General features: G+C 36.2%; 14 protein-coding genes. 10 read left to right on the top strand and 4 right to left on the bottom strand.

The features are described 5' to 3' along the window. The first annotated feature begins 7 nt into the window (after window positions 1–7). From rpoC to QYZ68_RS01895, 10 genes are all read left to right on the top strand, one after another. A complete protein-coding gene (gene rpoC, locus QYZ68_RS01940; protein ID WP_301383905.1) occupies window positions 8–4,141 on the top strand; it encodes a DNA-directed RNA polymerase subunit beta' in 4,134 nt (1,377 codons plus the stop codon). A gap of 63 nt (window positions 4,142–4,204) precedes the next feature. Then, window positions 4,205–4,579 (top strand): 30S ribosomal protein S12, encoded by a 375-nt coding sequence (gene rpsL, locus QYZ68_RS01935; protein ID WP_301383904.1) that lies wholly within the window; start codon window positions 4,205–4,207, stop codon window positions 4,577–4,579. Window positions 4,580–4,593: 14 nt separating this feature from the next. After that, window positions 4,594–5,067 (top strand): 30S ribosomal protein S7, encoded by a 474-nt coding sequence (rpsG, locus tag QYZ68_RS01930; protein WP_301383903.1) that lies wholly within the window; start codon window positions 4,594–4,596, stop codon window positions 5,065–5,067. 51 nt (window positions 5,068–5,118) lie between these two features. Continuing rightward, window positions 5,119–6,141: a BMP family lipoprotein gene (locus QYZ68_RS01925; RefSeq protein WP_301383902.1), complete on the top strand. Its 1,023-nt coding sequence runs from the start codon at window positions 5,119–5,121 to the stop codon at window positions 6,139–6,141. Window positions 6,142–6,741: 600 nt separating this feature from the next. Next, on the top strand, window positions 6,742–7,818 hold the full coding sequence (locus QYZ68_RS01920; RefSeq protein WP_301383901.1) for a BMP family ABC transporter substrate-binding protein: 1,077 nt from the start codon (window positions 6,742–6,744) through the stop codon (window positions 7,816–7,818). Window positions 7,819–7,852: 34 nt separating this feature from the next. Continuing rightward, window positions 7,853–8,863, top strand: coding sequence for a BMP family ABC transporter substrate-binding protein (locus QYZ68_RS01915; protein WP_301383900.1), 1,011 nt, complete (start codon window positions 7,853–7,855; stop codon window positions 8,861–8,863). Between the two features lie 253 nt (window positions 8,864–9,116). Next, a complete protein-coding gene (locus QYZ68_RS01910) occupies window positions 9,117–10,541 on the top strand; it encodes an MGH1-like glycoside hydrolase domain-containing protein (protein ID WP_301383899.1) in 1,425 nt (474 codons plus the stop codon). 53 nt (window positions 10,542–10,594) lie between these two features. After that, window positions 10,595–11,956 (top strand): magnesium transporter, encoded by a 1,362-nt coding sequence (mgtE, locus tag QYZ68_RS01905; protein ID WP_301383898.1) that lies wholly within the window; start codon window positions 10,595–10,597, stop codon window positions 11,954–11,956. Between the two features lie 38 nt (window positions 11,957–11,994). Beyond that, window positions 11,995–12,414, top strand: coding sequence for an HIT family protein (locus QYZ68_RS01900; RefSeq protein WP_301384420.1), 420 nt, complete (start codon window positions 11,995–11,997; stop codon window positions 12,412–12,414). A gap of 63 nt (window positions 12,415–12,477) precedes the next feature. Then, on the top strand, window positions 12,478–13,104 hold the full coding sequence (locus QYZ68_RS01895; RefSeq protein ID WP_301383897.1) for a hypothetical protein: 627 nt from the start codon (window positions 12,478–12,480) through the stop codon (window positions 13,102–13,104). A 33-nt stretch (window positions 13,105–13,137) separates the two neighbouring features. Here QYZ68_RS01895 and QYZ68_RS01890 read toward each other — a convergent pair whose 3' ends face one another. The 4 genes from QYZ68_RS01890 to QYZ68_RS01875 are packed head-to-tail and all read right to left on the bottom strand — an operon-like array spanning window position 13,138 to window position 16,655. Continuing rightward, window positions 13,138–13,620 carry an S-ribosylhomocysteine lyase gene (locus tag QYZ68_RS01890; RefSeq protein WP_301383896.1) on the bottom strand — a complete coding sequence of 161 codons (483 nt, stop codon included), beginning with the start codon at window positions 13,618–13,620 and terminating at the stop codon, window positions 13,138–13,140. Next, the gene (gene metK / locus QYZ68_RS01885) at window positions 13,617–14,780 is read right to left on the bottom strand and encodes a methionine adenosyltransferase (protein ID WP_301383895.1); all 1,164 of its coding nucleotides are present in this window, start codon (window positions 14,778–14,780) and stop codon (window positions 13,617–13,619) included. The genes QYZ68_RS01890 and metK overlap by 4 nt, the downstream gene beginning before the upstream one ends. Then, entirely contained in the window at window positions 14,770–15,504 is a 735-nt protein-coding gene (locus QYZ68_RS01880) for a 5'-methylthioadenosine/adenosylhomocysteine nucleosidase (RefSeq protein ID WP_301383894.1), read from the bottom strand. The genes metK and QYZ68_RS01880 overlap by 11 nt, the downstream gene beginning before the upstream one ends. A gap of 11 nt (window positions 15,505–15,515) precedes the next feature. Beyond that, entirely contained in the window at window positions 15,516–16,655 is a 1,140-nt protein-coding gene (locus QYZ68_RS01875) for an HD-GYP domain-containing protein (RefSeq protein ID WP_301383893.1), read from the bottom strand. Between the last annotated feature and the right edge of the window lie 16 nt (window positions 16,656–16,671).

Here is a 16,671-nt window from a genome sequence, read left to right as displayed (position 1 = left end):
GGTTTCTATGAAAGAGATAAAAGATTTTGAAAAAATAAAAATAAAAATAGCTTCTCCTGATCAGATTAGAAATTGGTCTTACGGTGAAGTTAAGAAGTCTGAAACTATTAACTATAGAACTTTAAGGCCTGAAAAAGATGGACTCTTTTGCGAGAGGATTTTTGGAACAACAAAAGAATGGGAATGTTATTGTGGTAAATTCAAATCAATAAGGTATAAGGGTATCATTTGTGATCGTTGTAATGTTGAGGTGACTCATTTTAAAGTTAGGCGTGAAAGGATGGGGCATATTGAGCTTTCAGCTCCTGTTGCTCATATTTGGTACTATAAGTATATTCCTTCTAGGATTGGCCTTTTGCTTGATGTTACGGCTTCTAATTTAAATTCTATCCTTTATTACGAAAAATATATCGTAATTGAGCCAGGTGATACTGACCTTAAGAAGATGCAACTTTTGAGTGAAGATGAGTATTCTGAGGCGAGAGAGAGATATGGGATGTCTTTTAATGCTTCGATGGGGGCTGAGGCGATCAAAACTTTACTTGAAAATCTTGATCTTGATGAGCTTTCATCTAAACTTAGGGTTCAGATGATCGATAAGGATGATAAGACAGATAAGAAGCTTTTAAGACGACTTGAAATTATTGAGAACTTTAAGATTTCCGGAAATAAACCGGAATGGATGATCATGGATGTTCTTCCTGTGATTCCACCTGAAATTAGACCTATGGTTCAGCTTGATGGGGGTAGGTTTGCGACTTCTGATTTAAATGATCTTTATAGGAGGGTTATAAATAGGAATAATCGTTTAAGAAAGCTTTTGTTACTAAATGCACCCGAGATTATCGTTAGGAATGAGAAGAGAATGTTGCAGGAGTCTGTTGATTCTCTTTTTGATAATTCACATAAGAGAAAAGTTGTTAAGGGGTCATCTAATAGGCCACTTAAGTCTTTATCTGATGCGTTGAAGGGCAAACAGGGTAGGTTTAGGCAAAATCTTCTTGGGAAAAGAGTTGATTATTCTGGTCGTTCTGTAATTGTTGTTGGTCCTGAGCTTAAACTTCATCAATGTGGTATTCCCTCAAAGATGGCACTTGAGCTTTTTAAGCCGTTTGTGATTAGAAGGCTAATTGAAAGTGAGTCTGTGTTTAATATAAAGAGGGCAAAAAGTTTAATTGAGCAAGAAGTGGATGAAGTATGGCAAATTTTAGATGATGTTATTAAGGAACATCCTGTGCTTTTAAACAGGGCCCCAACGCTTCATAGGTTAGGAATTCAAGCTTTCGAACCAGTTTTGGTTGAGGGGAAGGCGATAAAGCTTCATCCTCTTGTTTGTCATGCTTATAATGCTGATTTTGATGGTGATCAGATGGCTGTTCATGTTCCTTTGACACCCGCAGCACAAGCAGAGAGTTGGGCTTTAATGTTGTCAACTAACAATTTATTAAACCCTGCAAATGGGCATCCTATTGTATTTCCATCTCAGGACATTGTTTTGGGTCTTTATTGCTTAACCATGCAGAAGAAGGATGTGGTTGGAGAAGGCCGTAAGTTTTTGAATTTTAATCAGGTGCTGCTTGCGCTTAATAATAAAAGTTTGGATTACAATGCACGAATTTATGTAAAGGTTGCTGGTGAATATGTAGAGACTACAGCGGGTCGTATTGTATTTAATGAAGCTTTGCCAGACAATGTTGAGTTTGTAAATAAAACACTTAGCGATTATGAACTGCAAGTTTTAATTTCTGAAGTTTATGTTTTTCATGGTTCTTCTGTTGTAATTGAGATGTTAGATATCATTAAGAAACTTGGGTTTAAATACGCCACCAAATTTGGGTGCACCATAAGTATGAGCGATATTATTGTACCGGAAGAAAAGAGAGTATATGTGGATAAAGCTAGTAGAGAGATTGCAAAAATACAAAATGATTATACTAAGGGTGTTATTACGGGAGAAGAGAGATACAACAATGTTATTTCCGTTTGGTCGAAAACGAATGAAGAGCTTACTACTAAGATGATGGAGGTTCTTAAGAGGGATAGGGATGGTTTTAATGTTATTTATATGATGGCTGACTCTGGAGCTCGTGGAAGCAGGAACCAGATAAGACAACTAGCAGGGATGAGGGGATTGATGGCTAAGACTTCTGGGGATATTATTGAGCTTCCGATTATTTCTAATTTTAAGGAAGGGTTGTCTGTAATAGAGTTTTTCATCTCTACAAACGGAGCAAGGAAGGGGCTTGCGGATACTGCTTTAAAGACGGCGGATGCTGGGTATTTGACTAGGAGATTGGTGGATATTGCTCAGGATGTTGTTGTTAGAATAGAGGATTGTGGGACTATTAATGGTATAAAGGTTGAGGCCTTGAAAAATGGGGAAGAGGAGGTTGAGTCTTTAAGAGAGAAAGCTGTGGGGAGTTATTCAATTGAGCGGATAAAGCATCCTATCACGGGCGAGATCGTTTTAGATGTAAACGAGGAGATTACAGAGTCTAGGATAAAATTGTTGGAAACTATTGGTATTGATAGGCTTGTAATTAGGTCTGTTTTAACTTGTGAGGCAGAACATGGGGTTTGTCAGAAATGTTATGGACGAGATTTTTCAAATAATAAGCCTGTTAATATTGGAGAGGCTGTTGGAATAATTGCAGCTCAGTCAATAGGGCAGCCGGGTACACAGCTTACTATGAGAACTTTTCACATTGGGGGAGTTGCACAAGCTGGGAGTGAGGATGATAAGATTTCGCTTAAGAACACTTTTATTCTTAATGGGATAGAAGGGTTTAATGTTAAAGTTGATGATGGTTTGCTTTTTACAAGAAAAGGGACTTTAAAGATAATAAATGTTATTTATGAAGAAGATGTTAGCCTTATTGGGGAAATTAAGGTTAGGGATTCTCAGAAAGTGATTAAGGGTATGCCTTTGTTTGTAAATAAGGAAGGTATGGATGTATTTTCGTCTCACATTGGGTTTATTAAGATTATGGATGATAGGTTTATGGTTGTCTCTGAAGAGCAAGAAGTTTCTTTAAGGGCAGGTACTAGACTTGAGATTAAGGTTGGTGATTATGTTAAAGCTGGAAGTGTTATTGGAACATTTGATCCGTTTGCAGAGCCTATTATTGCTGAGGTTAGGGGGAAAATTAAGTTTAAGGATATTATTTTAGGTACAACCCTTAAAGAGGAGATAAATCTTGAAACAGGGAATATTGAGAAGAGAATTACAGATCAGGTTTTTGAGTCTCTTGATCCTAGGATTTTAATTGTTAATGATAGAGGTGTTGAGATATCGTCTTATGTTCTTCCTGGAGATGCTTATCTTCAAGTTGAGGATGGGCAGGGTGTTAATATTGGGGATGTTATTGCTAAGCTTTCTAAGGGGTCTGAAAAAACTCAAGATATTACGGGAGGGCTTCCTAGGGTTAATGATTTGTTTGAGACAAGGATTCCTAAAAATTTGACAGAGATGGCTAAGGCGAGTGGAGTTGTTCATTTTAAGGCAATTCAGAAGGGTAAGAGACTTATTAATGTTTTGGATGAGTATGGGGTTGAACATAAGCATTATATTCCTGCTGGAAAGCATCTTTTGGTCAGGGACGGGGACATTGTTAAGGCTGGGGATATGCTTTGTGATGGAAGAATTAATCCGCACGATGTGCTTGAAATTCTTGGCGGAATTAGCTTGCAGGAGTTTTTGTTAGAAGAAATTCAGGATGTTTATCGGAAGCAGGGTGTAAGCATTAATGATAAGCATATTGGGGTTATTATTAAGCAGATGATGAAAAAGGTTAAGATTGTGTCTGTGGGCGATACCAATTTTGTTTATAATCAAAAAGTTGATAAACATACTTTTTACGAGCAGAACAAGAGGGTCATCGAGCAGGGAGGCGAGCCTGCTATTGCGAGTCCAATTCTTATCGGAATAACGAAGGCGTCTCTTAATATAGATTCATTTATATCAGCTGCTTCTTTCCAGGAAACTACTAGGGTTTTAACGGATGCTTCGATTGCGGGTAGAGTTGATGACCTTAAGGGCTTGAAAGAGAATGTTGTAATTGGGCATTTAATTCCTACAGGAACGGGTATGAATTTGTATAAAAGAATTAAAATAAGAGAAAATGTAAACGATGGGGTTTAGTTTGACAATAGGTTATATATTTGTTAGAATCTTGTTGGTTATAGGAAAGGGGAGTGGTGTCGGATGCCTACAATTAATCAACTAATAAGGAAGCCAAGGAAGAGTCAGGGGGATAAGACCGCGTCTCCTGCGCTCCAGAATTGTCCTCAGAGGAGGGGTATTTGTACTCGTGTGATGACGGTTACACCTAAGAAGCCTAATTCGGCTTTAAGAAAGGTGGCTCGTGTTAGACTTTCGAATGGGTTTGAGGTGACGGCTTATATCCCGGGCGTTGGGCATAATTTGCAGGAGCACTCGGTCGTCCTTATCAGGGGCGGAAGGGTTAAGGATTTGCCGGGTGTTAGATATCATATTATTAGAGGGGCCAAGGACACTTTGGGTGTTAGTAATCGTAAGAAAGGGCGCTCTAAATATGGGACTAAGAGGCCTAAGGCTTAGGGGAGTGTTTGGTTATGTCGAGAAAGAGTAGAAAAATTAAGAAAAAGGCTTTCGTGGATGCTAGATATGGTTCTAGGGTTGTTGCTAAATTTGTTAACAGGATGATGTATGACGGAAAGAAGTCAGTAAGTGAGGCTATAATTTATGGTTCTATTGACATGCTTGCAGAAAGACTTGAAGAGAGTGATAAGGTGGCTGCTTTTGTTAAGGCGTTGGATAATGTTAAGCCCTTAGTGGAAGTTAGAAGTAGGAGAGTTGGTGGGGCTACTTATCAGGTTCCTGTTGAGGTTCGGGAAGAGAGGCGTGAAGCTTTGGCGATGAAGTGGATAATTGCGTCTGCTAGGAAGTCTAGTGGTAGGTCGATGCAGGAGAAATTGGCTAGTGAGCTTGTGAATTCTCACAATTCTACGGGGTCTGCTTTTAAGAAGAAGGAAGATACTCATAGGATGGCGGAGGCAAATAGAGCTTTTACACATTATAGATGGTAAAACACCCTTTTTGGGGTGCTTTTTTTATTTTAATTGGCTGGAGGTTAATTTATGTTAAGAAAAGTTATTTTGCTTTTTTTGTGTTTAGGATGTTCAAGTCCGCAAGATGAAGCTGGGGGGGGGCCTAGTACTATTTCTGTGATAGTCGATGGTATTTTTGATGATAAAGGCTTTAATGAGAGTTCTTCTAAGGCAATGAAGCAACTTGAAAGAGAGTTTGGGGTAAATGTAATTGAAAAAGAATCTAAGGCTTCTGATTATCTGGGAGATATTGGAGGTTTGGAAGATGGTGGATCTAGTTTGATATGGGGACTTGGTTTTAAATTTACGGATGTCTTTTTACAGAAAGCTAGGGAAAATACCAATGTCAATTATGCAATCGTTGAAGGCTCGTATGCGGAAGATGTTGAGTTGCCTAAGAATTTAATGAATGTGAGTTTTAGACCAGAGGAAGGAGCCTTTTTGGTAGGCTATATTGCAGCTAAAACTACTAAGACAGGCAAGATTGGATTTTTAGGAGGAATTGAGGGAGAAGTAATTAATTCATTTAGGTTTGGGTATGATGCAGGAGCGAAATATGCAAATAATGAGATTAAGATAAATACACAATATGTTGGAACGTTCACTGATCTTTCATTAGGGCGCTCAATGGCAAGCAAAATGTATGGTGATGGGGTTGATATAGTATTTACAGCAGCAGGATTATCAGGACTAGGAGCGATTGAGGTAGCAAAGGAAATGGGAGAAGGATATTATGTAATTGGAGTTGACCAAGATCAGTCATCCCTTGCACCAGACAACATACTTCTATCGTATGTTAAAAGAGTTGATGTAGTAATATTTGATATGACAAGATCTTATTTGGATACTGGTAAGTGGAACGGAGGCGAAAGGTTAGAGTTTGGACTTAAGGATGGAGCCCTTGATTTAATCTTTAATAAATTGATAAGTCTGAATCTGGAAAAGGGATACGAGGGTTTATTGGAAGTTAAGAATAAAATAATTAATAATGAGATTAAGGTTCCCAGAAATGAGACAGAGTATGATACTTTTATATCAAAATTAGTTACATAAAAGATACTATAACCTAGATTGTAGTATCTAGATTTTGTATGGGAATAAATTCATACTTAATTCATACTTATTTATATTTGCCGGTTTGGGGTATGTGAGGTCGTTAGCCCCAAACCTGTTTAGTACACAAATTAGAAGTTTTCTTGAAGGATTGAATAATGACAAGCATTCGTCAAATCTCTAGCAGATATCAGCTTGAGATTTTTTGGCTTCCCATCGTTCAGTCTTTCCGGTAGGGCATCTTCATGAAAATGATCATTTAAATACTAAGACAGGGAAGATTGAATTTTAGGTGGAATCGAGTTGGCAGAGAAATATATTATCTATTATTTTAAAATAGATGCTACAATACCAAAGTTTTAGACATTAAAGTGGCCGGTGGTGATATTTATTCCAGTCAGTTTTGATGAATATTAAATGTTAATAGTTTTTAAGTATTTATAGTCTATAATTTATTGGATCAGATTGTTTTGGTTTTTGTTTTAGGAGAGGATTTTTTCTGTTGTTCGTATGTCTGTACGTTGTTTTGTTGGTGGTTTGTTAAAGAGTTTTGTATTAAATATTTAAAATACTAGATCTGTTTTATGAGGAGAGGTAAAGTTGTCTAAAGGTATGTGTTTTGTTTTTCTTTTGTTATTTGTGTCTTGTGTTAAATCAGAGGAATCTTCCTCTTTATCTTTTGGTGGAAAATTTACTATGGGAATTGTGGCCGATGCGGAATTTAAAGATAAGGGGTATCTACAAGGTGCTTTTGAGGGGACCATGAAGATAAGAGATGAGTTTGGAATAAATCTTATAACAAAGATTTTAACACCTTACCCTGTGAAGGGGAAGGAACTTATGACAAAAGCAGAGGCTGCGTTAGAAGATATATATTCTTTGCAAAAGGAGGGGGCTAATTTTATTTGGTTAATTGGTCCTCGTTATTCAGAGAATTTATTGAGATTGTCATATGAAAATCCTAATGTTTTTTATGGAATCGTAGATCCTATTGACTATGGTTCTCTTGGTATTAGGGTGCCTAGAAATGGTTTGGGTATTAAGTTTAGACATCAAGAGGGAGCGTTTTTAGCTGGTTATGTAGCTGCTAAGATGAGTAGGCGTGGTAAAGTTGGCTTCTTAAGTATGCCTTTTCTCGAGCATTTTGGGGATTTTTTGGTTGGATTTCAGGCAGGAGCTCTTTACGCAAACCCCAGGGTAAGGGTATTTGCAAAGAGGCTGTTCGAAACTAGCTTTTATGATAAAAGCTCCAGCAAGTTCATTGCCAAGCATATGTATGTTAATGATGGCGTTGATGTTATTTTCCCTGTGGCGGGGCTTGCTTCTCTTGGTGTTTTTGAAGCGGCAAAGGAGCTCGGACCTGGTCGCTATGCAATTGGGGTTGATAGAGATCAGTCATATCTTGCTCCTGAGAACATTATTACTTCTGTAATTAAAGACGTTGGAAAGGCGATATATGATCTTTCAGTAGATGCCATGAAGAACAAAAACTTTAGAGGAGGACGTGTTGTTGAGCAGGGATTGAAGGAAGGAGTTATTGATATTGTTAAAGATCCTAGTATCATTGGTGATAAGTTGGTTGAAGATCTTTTTAAACTTCAGAATGATATAATTGAAAGAGAACTTATTGTTCCTGCCACCAAATATGAGTTTGATTTATTTAAATCAAAATTATAGACTTTTAGTTAGATTTATTTTAGGGGGATATAATATGGGGGGGCTGTTTTTAATTTTACTTACTTTCTTTTTGTCATGCTCTGGTTCTAGGGATGCGGGAGGGACTTCTAAGGTCTCTATGTTAATTGATGGGAATTTTGATGATAAATCTTTTAATGAGAGTGCTTGGAAGGGTGCTATGAAGCTGAGTGAGGATTTTGGGATAGAGGTGGTGCCTAAGGAGTCTACTTCGAATTCTTATTTAGCTGATATTGAAGCATTAAGGGATAATGGTTCAAATTTTATATGGTTAGTTGGATATAAGCTTAGCAACGTTTCTATTAGTGTTGCTTTGGAAAATCCGGATGTAAGGTATGCGAACATTGATCCTGTTTATGAAGAAAATGTAATAGTTCCGGGGAACTTAGCAGCTATAACTTTCAGAACAGAGGAAGGAGCCTTTTTAGTGGGCTATATTGCAGCTAAAACTACTAAGACAGGCAAGATTGGGTTTTTAGGTGGAATTGAGGGTGCAATAGTTAATTCGTTTAGGTTTGGGTACGAAGCTGGTGCTAAGTATGCAAACAAAGATATTGTCATTCGTAGTGGATATGTAGGAAGTTTTGCTGATACGGAAACCGGACGTTCGATGGCAAGCAAGATGTATAGTGATGGGATTGATATTATTTATCATGCTGCGGGATTGGGTGGATTAGGAGCAATTGAGGTAGCAAGGGAGATGGGAGAAGGACATTATATCATTGGAGTTGATCAAGATCAGTCGTTCCTAGCCCCTGAGAATATTATCACTTCTTCAATCAAAGATATTGGACAAGTTGTATATATTTTGACTGCCAATTATTTAAAGACAAGTACTTTTGAGGGTGGTAAGGTGTTAAGTTATGGATTAAAGGAAGGTTTTGTAGGTTTTGTTAGAAATCCTAAGATGATTCCTTTTAAATTAGAAAAAGAATTAGATGATGTTTCTGACAAAATAATTAATGGGGAGATTACTGTTCCAAGGAGCGCTGGGGAATATAAGACTTTCCTTGATGGGATTCTTTGATATTATTCTATTGGGTATTTAACAATATGTTTGCATTGTTGAATGTTAGTTAGGCTTAGGTACTTGTTTTTCCTAAGCCTTTGCTTCTTGTTTTATGAGTAGACAAAAATGTTGAGGTTTAATCCATTTTAAGGCTTTGTGTTTATGAAGAAAGTAGCCTAAAACTAAAAATTTTATTAAGTCCCGTTTTGTCAATTTAATAATGATATAATGAGTAGGAGTCTATCTATATTTGTTTTCAGAGGTTTGAGTATTGAGTAAGAGAATATTTCCAAAAATATACTATTATGATCAGGATTTTATTGATATCTACAATAAAAGTCTGTCCTGGATACAGGACAAAATTGTTTTCCCTCAGACTTTAGAGAGAGGTAGGCGAGAAAAAAATTATTATTCTGAGAGTCTTGACTTCATAGACCAAATGCAGGCTTGTCTTTCAAGCTTTTTTCTTGTCTACAGTAATGGAGAGTATTCTCCTACATCTACCATTGATAAATTTTATCAACTTCAGGAAACATCAGGTGCGATTAGATCTCGTTATGACAAGAGCAATAAGGTTATTTATATAGAAGGAAATGATGAGAGCATTGGGATGCCGATTTTCGCCTGGGCAGAATATAACTTATACCATAAAACAGGCAATAAGAGACGCATTTCTGATGTTTTGCCAGTTCTTGACAAATATTATCGATGGATAGAGAAAAAGTTTTTAAAGAGTAATGGACTTTATTCAATTGACGTAAATAAGATCTTTTACAAGAATTCTCCTAGAGAAGATGTGTGTTATCCAATTGATTTCAACTCATTACAAGTACATAGTGCGTATTGTATTTCGAAATTGGCAGACATATTGAATGATAAAAATTTATCGCTTGAGTATAAGAAAAGGTTTTTTTCCCTTAAGGCCAAGATTAATTCGTTGATGTGGGATGAGGGTGATGGATTTTATTACGATCTTGACGCTAATGAGAACATTATTAGGTGTAAAACAATTGTGGGTTTCCTGCCCATGCTTTCTGAGATCCCAAGTGAAGATAGAATAGAGAGAATGGTTTTTTATTTAAAAAGTGATCAACACTTTGGTACTTTAAATCCCTTTCCTACTCTTTCTGTTAATGATTCTAAATTTAATTTAGATGGAAATGGGTACTATGGTTCTGTTTACACTTATATGAATTTTTTTATTATTAAAGGCCTTGAGTACTGTAGGCGTGCAAATATTGCAAGAGAGTTTACCATAAGGCATTTGTATTACGTGTTGGATACTCTGTTACCCGACGGTAAGGTTAAGGGGCATATTTGGGAGGCTTATAAGCCAATGAATGAGGGTCCAGCTTATTTTGATGTTGAGAAGAAAATTCTTCCAGAAAAGGATATTATTTGTTATCTTGCACTTTTTAGTATTAGCCTGATGATAGAAAATATTATTGGTCTTACAATTAGTTTACCGGATAAGACAGTCTATTGGAATATTCCTGCTCTTGAAGTTATGGGGATAGAACGCTTATCTCTTAGAAGAAATCAAACCACAATTATTTGCAATAAGGGCAAGAGGGGCTGGGAGATAAAGATGGAATCTGAAAAACTTTATTACTTTACAATAAATATATTAAATAAGAAAGAAAAGACCCTGCCTATACCTTCGGGTAGATGCTCTATGCTTTTAGATAAGTTATAGTTAATCGGTTTGTTTTTGTATTTATTGATAACTAAGATCTTGGGAGCATTGATATGATGGATGTTGTATTTTTAAAGACCTTACTTGAGGAGAAGAGATACTCTGAAATAAAAGAAGAGCTTTTAAAGTATGATGCTTTTGATATTAGTGAAACGATGAGGAGACTTAATGGTTCTGATTTGATTTTACTTTATAGGTTTCTGCCCAAGAAAGTTGCTGTTGAGGCTTTTTCTAATTTTGACCAAGTCACAAGAAATAAGTTAGCTAATTCTTTTACTAACAAAGAAATAAGTGAAATGATAGATGAGTTAAACCTTGACGATGTTATTGATCTTTTGGAAGAAGTGCCGGCAAATGTTGTGCAGAGATTTTTAGCAAGTTCTACTGAGGAAAATAGAGAAATTATTAATAAATTTTTGTCTTACAGCGATGATTCTGCTGGTTCAATTGTAAAGATAGAATACATTGAGCTTAAAGATTATTTTTCTGTTAGAGAAGCTCTTGACTACATTAGAAAGGTGGCAAAGACTAAGGAAGATGTCTATACTTACTATATTACAGATGAAGAGAAGAGATTAAGAGGAGTTGTCAAGATTGAAGATTTAATGTTGTCCAGGGATGATGTTGTCATTTCTTCAATAATGAGAACGAGTGGATTTTATATTGTAAAAGTTGGCGATGGAAAGGAAGATGTTGCTCTTCTTTTTCAAAATCATGATATCTTGAGTGTTCCTGTTGTTGATAATGAGGGAAGAATGATAGGAATTATTGTTATTGACGATATTCTTGAGGTTGTACAGAGTTTAAATACTGAAGATTTTCATATAATGGCCGCTGTTACTCCCTTAGGCGAATCTTACCTTGATACTTCTATTTTTGACATGACAAAAAATAGAATAGTCTGGCTCTTAATTCTTATGATATCTTCTACTTTAACAGCTACCATAATTACAAGTTATCAGAATTTGATTTTATCTTTGGTAATCTTAACTAGTTTTATTCCACTTTTGATGGATACATCAGGAAATGCTGGTTCCCAAGCTTCTGCATTAATTATTCGTGAGCTTGCTCTTGGAACTCTTAAGGTAAAGGATCTTTTTCGTGTCTTATTTAAGGAAGTGTGTGTCAGCGTATTAGTTGGCTCAATCCTTGCTGGTATTAACTTTTTAAGGGTCGTATTTTTTGTAATACCTGATAATGATGAGAGGTTTAGAATAGCCTTTGTTGTCTCTTCATGTTTGATGATAGGCCTGATGGTGGCAAAGGTATTAGGAGGTCTTTTGCCTATTTTTGCTAAGATTTTAAGAATTGATCCAGCCTTGATGGCGGGGCCTTTAATTACTACTATTGCTGATGTTATTACCTTGATTGCCTATTTTAATATAGCTAGATTGGTGCTGTATAATTATTTCTGAGGATATAATAAGTATTCAATATGGTTAAGTCGGAAGATTTGAGTGGTTGTGTTTTTTGCAAGATAATAAGGGGTGAGCTGTCTTCTTATAAGGTTTATGAGGATGATTTAGTGCTTGCCTTTCTTGACATTAATCCTTTAAATGTAGGGCATACGCTTGTTGTTCCCAAACAGCATAGCAATGATGCTTTAGTTATGGATGATACGCTTAATGGTAGGGTATTGGAAGTGTGTAAGAGAACAGCTCTTGCTTTGAAGAAGTTGAATTCAGGTATTTGTGGTGGAGTCAACATTTATACTGCAATTGGTTCTGAAGCTGGGCAAATTATTTTTCACACTCATTTTCATGTAGTTCCAAGATTCCAGGGAGATAAATTTGGGTTTATAAGAGGCTCTAATGTTAATCTAGTAGAAGATGAATTTTTGGATTTATCCAAAAGGATAGGTCGAAATATTTAATTTTTATTAGTTTAAAAGAGGTTGGTTTTATATGCGCAGATTTTTTTTGTGTTAATTTTTGTGATGAGTGTGTTTGATCTTTGTGCTTTCTCTTCGGGGGATACTAATGTTTACGCTGGAGCTGGTGTTGGTGTTGATAATTTCTCTCCGGATTTATACTTTTATGAAAGACTCAAATATCAGATCATGAGTGGTTTTGGGGTTGTTGTGTCAGATAGGCTAGCTTTTGGAGGAGAATTATCTGCGGATGCAAGATTGCTGTCAAGTTATACACCCTATACTAGGGAAGCTGTGCACATGTTAACAGGGGCGAATGATATAAAGGAGCTAATAAGATCTCCTGATAATTTCGATCTTCGTGATATTTCAGTATCAGCTAGAGTGTATCTTAATTATTTTTTTGTTCCCAACATGGCTATATTTAGTTTGACTGCTTTTTCGGGGCTTAAGGTGGGATATTTAGATTTCAGGAGTTATTCTTACGGTCATATAGATTACGTAGAAAGCATCAATCCTTTCATTGTAGGACTTGATGTTGGCACAAGAATCAATTTGGGATTTATTTTCTTAGAATACACAATTGCACCAATCTTTCATAATAAATCTTTGCTGTTTAATCAGATGCATAGAGTAACTGTAGGACTCATTTATCAAGAAAACATAGGATCCATTCGTTCTCTGGATTTTTGATCCATAGTGCTTCAGTTGTTTAAATGAGAAATATTAGGAGGGGTAGTTTAGGTTTTCATCTGTAGCATTCGTCAGTATTTTTAGATACTGACTGGACTCATATTTTGCCATGGTCAGATTGTGATCTTGGTAGTTTCCACATTCCTTTTCAGTTGTGCCCGCATCCTTGAGGTCTCCTTGGAAGTTTACTATCCCAGTGAAAAGCCAAGATATTAAATTAACAAGATCCCTGCTCTCGTGGTCTCCCAAAAGGACTAAATAAAATCCAGTTCTACAGCCCATTGGCCCGAAGTATAATGTTTTCAGACCCCAATCTTGATGATTCCTGATTAGCGAGGCACCTATGTGCTCAATTGTGTGCATTTCTGCGTTGTTTATTACAGGCTCTCTATTAGGGGCCTTCATTCTAATATCTACGGTAGTAAATGTTACATTTTCAAAAACATCTTTCCTTGAGATGTATATGCCGGGATTCAGTCTTGTGTGATCAATCGTAAAGCTTGATATTTTATTCATAATTTAAATTCCTCCTTAATTTTGTCTACAAAGTCTAACTTCTCCCATTCTAGTTCATTTTTTCCGAAGTGCCCGTATGTGGATGTTTTGGAGTAGATGGGCTCTCTTAATTTTAGCTTTTCAATTATACCATCTGGAGTTAGATTAAAATTATTTATGATAAAGTTTAATATCCTATTCTCGTATGCGTCGTCATTTATTCCTGAAGTTATCTTAATGGATACTGGGCTAGCAATGCCAATGGCATAAGCAAGTTGTATTTCAAATTCTCTAGAAATACCTGCCGCCACCATGTTCTTAGCAATATATCTCGCCATGTAAGCAGCCGAACGGTCAACTTTAGTGGCATCTTTCCCACTATAAGCGCCTCCTCCATGTCTTGCAAACCCACCGTAGCTGTCAGCGATAATCTTTCTTCCCGTAAGCCCCGTGTCTCCAGTTGGTCCTCCGATAACGAAATTCCCTGAAGGATTAATGTAGTATCTAATGTTAGGCTCAAACATTGATTTACTTTTAAGGGTGGGTTCTATGATCTCTTTGATTAGTGTCTGGCGTATGACTTCTTGAGAAACATCGGGATCGTGTTGATGAGAAACAACGATAGTGCTTATTCGAGTAGGATTTTTATCGGAATTGTATTCAATGGTGACTTGTGACTTAGCATCAGGTCGAAGCCACTTAATTGCCCCTGTTTTCCTAAGCTTACTGGCTTTTTGTAAAATTAAGTTAGATAGCTCGTATGCTATTGGCAAAAAATTTTCAGTTTCATTGCAAGCATAACCAAATATTATCCCCTGATCCCCCGCCCCAGTGGCCGTTGTGTCTTTTCTATTAACTGCATTTGCAATGTCTATTGATTGATATCCAATAGCATCGATTATTGTAACAGATTTATAGTCAAGTCCATATTCTATGTTTGTATATCCAATATTTTTTATTATGTGTCTAGCAATCTCCTTTATGTTTATGTCTTTCTTTGCTGTGCTGTTTATTTCTCCTGCTATGACCACTAAATTTTGTGAAACTAACGTTTCACATGCGACTTTAGCCATTTTGTCTTTTTTTAGCATCTCATCAAGGATTGCGTCAGAAATCTGGTCTGCAATCTTGTCGGGATGACCTTCGGATACAGCCTCAGACGTTGATATCTTATTTATCATGCTGATCCTCTTCTATGAGTCCAACAAGTTCCTTGACCATTCTAGCCGAATTTACGGATGCGATTTTTAGAAATTTATCGAAATCTATGTGGTTATCTTTAGTGTTTGGTAAGTCAGATATAGAACGCGTGATGATGAAAGGTATTCCAAATGTATGTGCAACTTGTGCAATAGCAGCCCCTTCCATTTCTACAGCTAAAGCATCTGGGAAGTTGCTCTTGATTGCCTCTAGCTGATTTTTGTCTCCAATAAATTGGTCTCCTGTAAGTATCAAACCAATATGAGCACTTACATCTTTGATTTTATCCTCTATAACCTTAACTGATTTTCTAAGCATTACTTCATCCGATTTGAATTTTTGAGGCAATCCAGGCACTTGTCCTATTTTATGCCCAAACTTAGTTAAATCAAAATCATGAAATGCTACCTCTGATGATACTACTATGTCTTTAATACTCAGATTAGAGTCTTCCCTTATCCCACCAGCGGTTCCCGAGTTGATTATGCGATTAATTTTATATTTTGATATAACATAACTAACCCAAGTAGCAGCATTTACCTTACCAATACCAGTAGTTAAAGAGATTACCTCATACCCCGAAATATTCCCCTTATGAATTTTTTTATTGCCCAGATAGCCGTCTAATGCAAGTTCCTGTCTATTCTCGATTATACTATTTACTTCTTCCGCCTCCGCATCCATTGCGGATATGATTAAAACCATACTTTCTCCTTTTATATTTCTTTTAAAGAGTATCTTTTTAAAAGAGATTCTATCTCGCTTTGTCCGAGTATTTTTTTAATTCCCGTTTTCGTTTTGGGTATTGACTTAATGTAATCTTGGCTTTCATTAGGAGGTACAACTTTGCCGTCTTTGATTATGTACTTTATGTATGGATAATTGAGGTTCTCTTCGTTGACTTTTACTATCTTAGCAACTGATTCATCGTTAAGTTCCACAATAAAACCCAGTGGGCATTGAGAGAGTACCTTAATGATTAGTTTTAAAACCCTTTTATCAAATTTTTTATCGGCGTCCTGTATTAATTCTATAAGAGATGCACCAGAGTTTAAGGATTTCTTGTATGTTTTATCCAAAATAATTGCACTATATGCACTAGCAGCTCCAATGATATTTGACTCAATGCTAATATTCTCACTTTTAAGTTTTTTGGGATAACCTGAGCCATCTAAATTTTCCTTATGATTTAGTAACGTTGTACAGATGGAATGTGAAAAATCAGTTGTAGATATAATCTTATAACTGAGTACAGGATATTTTTTAATCATGTCAAATTCTTCATCACTTAATTTCCCTTGTTTTTCGCTTATCTTTGAAGGTATAAACAGAAATCCTATTTTGTGAAGAAGAGCTACCGTGCACAATTCAACAGTCTTGTGATTATTTAAATTCATCTCGCTCCCAAGTGCTGCTGTTAGTATGGCAGTGTTTACTGAGTGTACAATATGGTAATCGGACAAAAAGTTAGGTATTTTAATATATTTAATAAATGTTTTTTGATTTTTCTTATAAAACTCTATCACCTTCTTAGCAGTTGGCAGGACGTCCTGATAATAAATCTTTTTATTTTTTTTACAAGTCTCATATACTTCTTCCAAATTGCTTACTAGTACGTGATAGCTTGAAATTGATTCCTTATCGCATTCCGCATGCATCGACATGCTTCCCTTATTCATCAGTGATTCATCAAAGAAGCAATCCTTTGTGTGAAGTTCCTCTTCCAATTTCCATTTTTCAATCAGTTCAACATTCTTTGGCTTTACAAGAGAATTCTCGGGCCAGACCAAAAAGTCTTTATCTATGACATAAGAAAAAGATTTTATGTCTTTTGCTAAATTACCAAGACCACCCATCTTTCCCCTTAAAATT

Origin of the sequence: Borrelia sp. P9F1, from assembly GCF_030436115.1 — a bacterium.
In the GTDB taxonomy this organism is placed as follows: Bacteria; Spirochaetota; Spirochaetia; order Borreliales; family Borreliaceae; genus Borrelia.
Note: the sequence above shows the minus strand (reverse complement) of the source record. Positions and strands in the feature narration are given on the sequence as shown.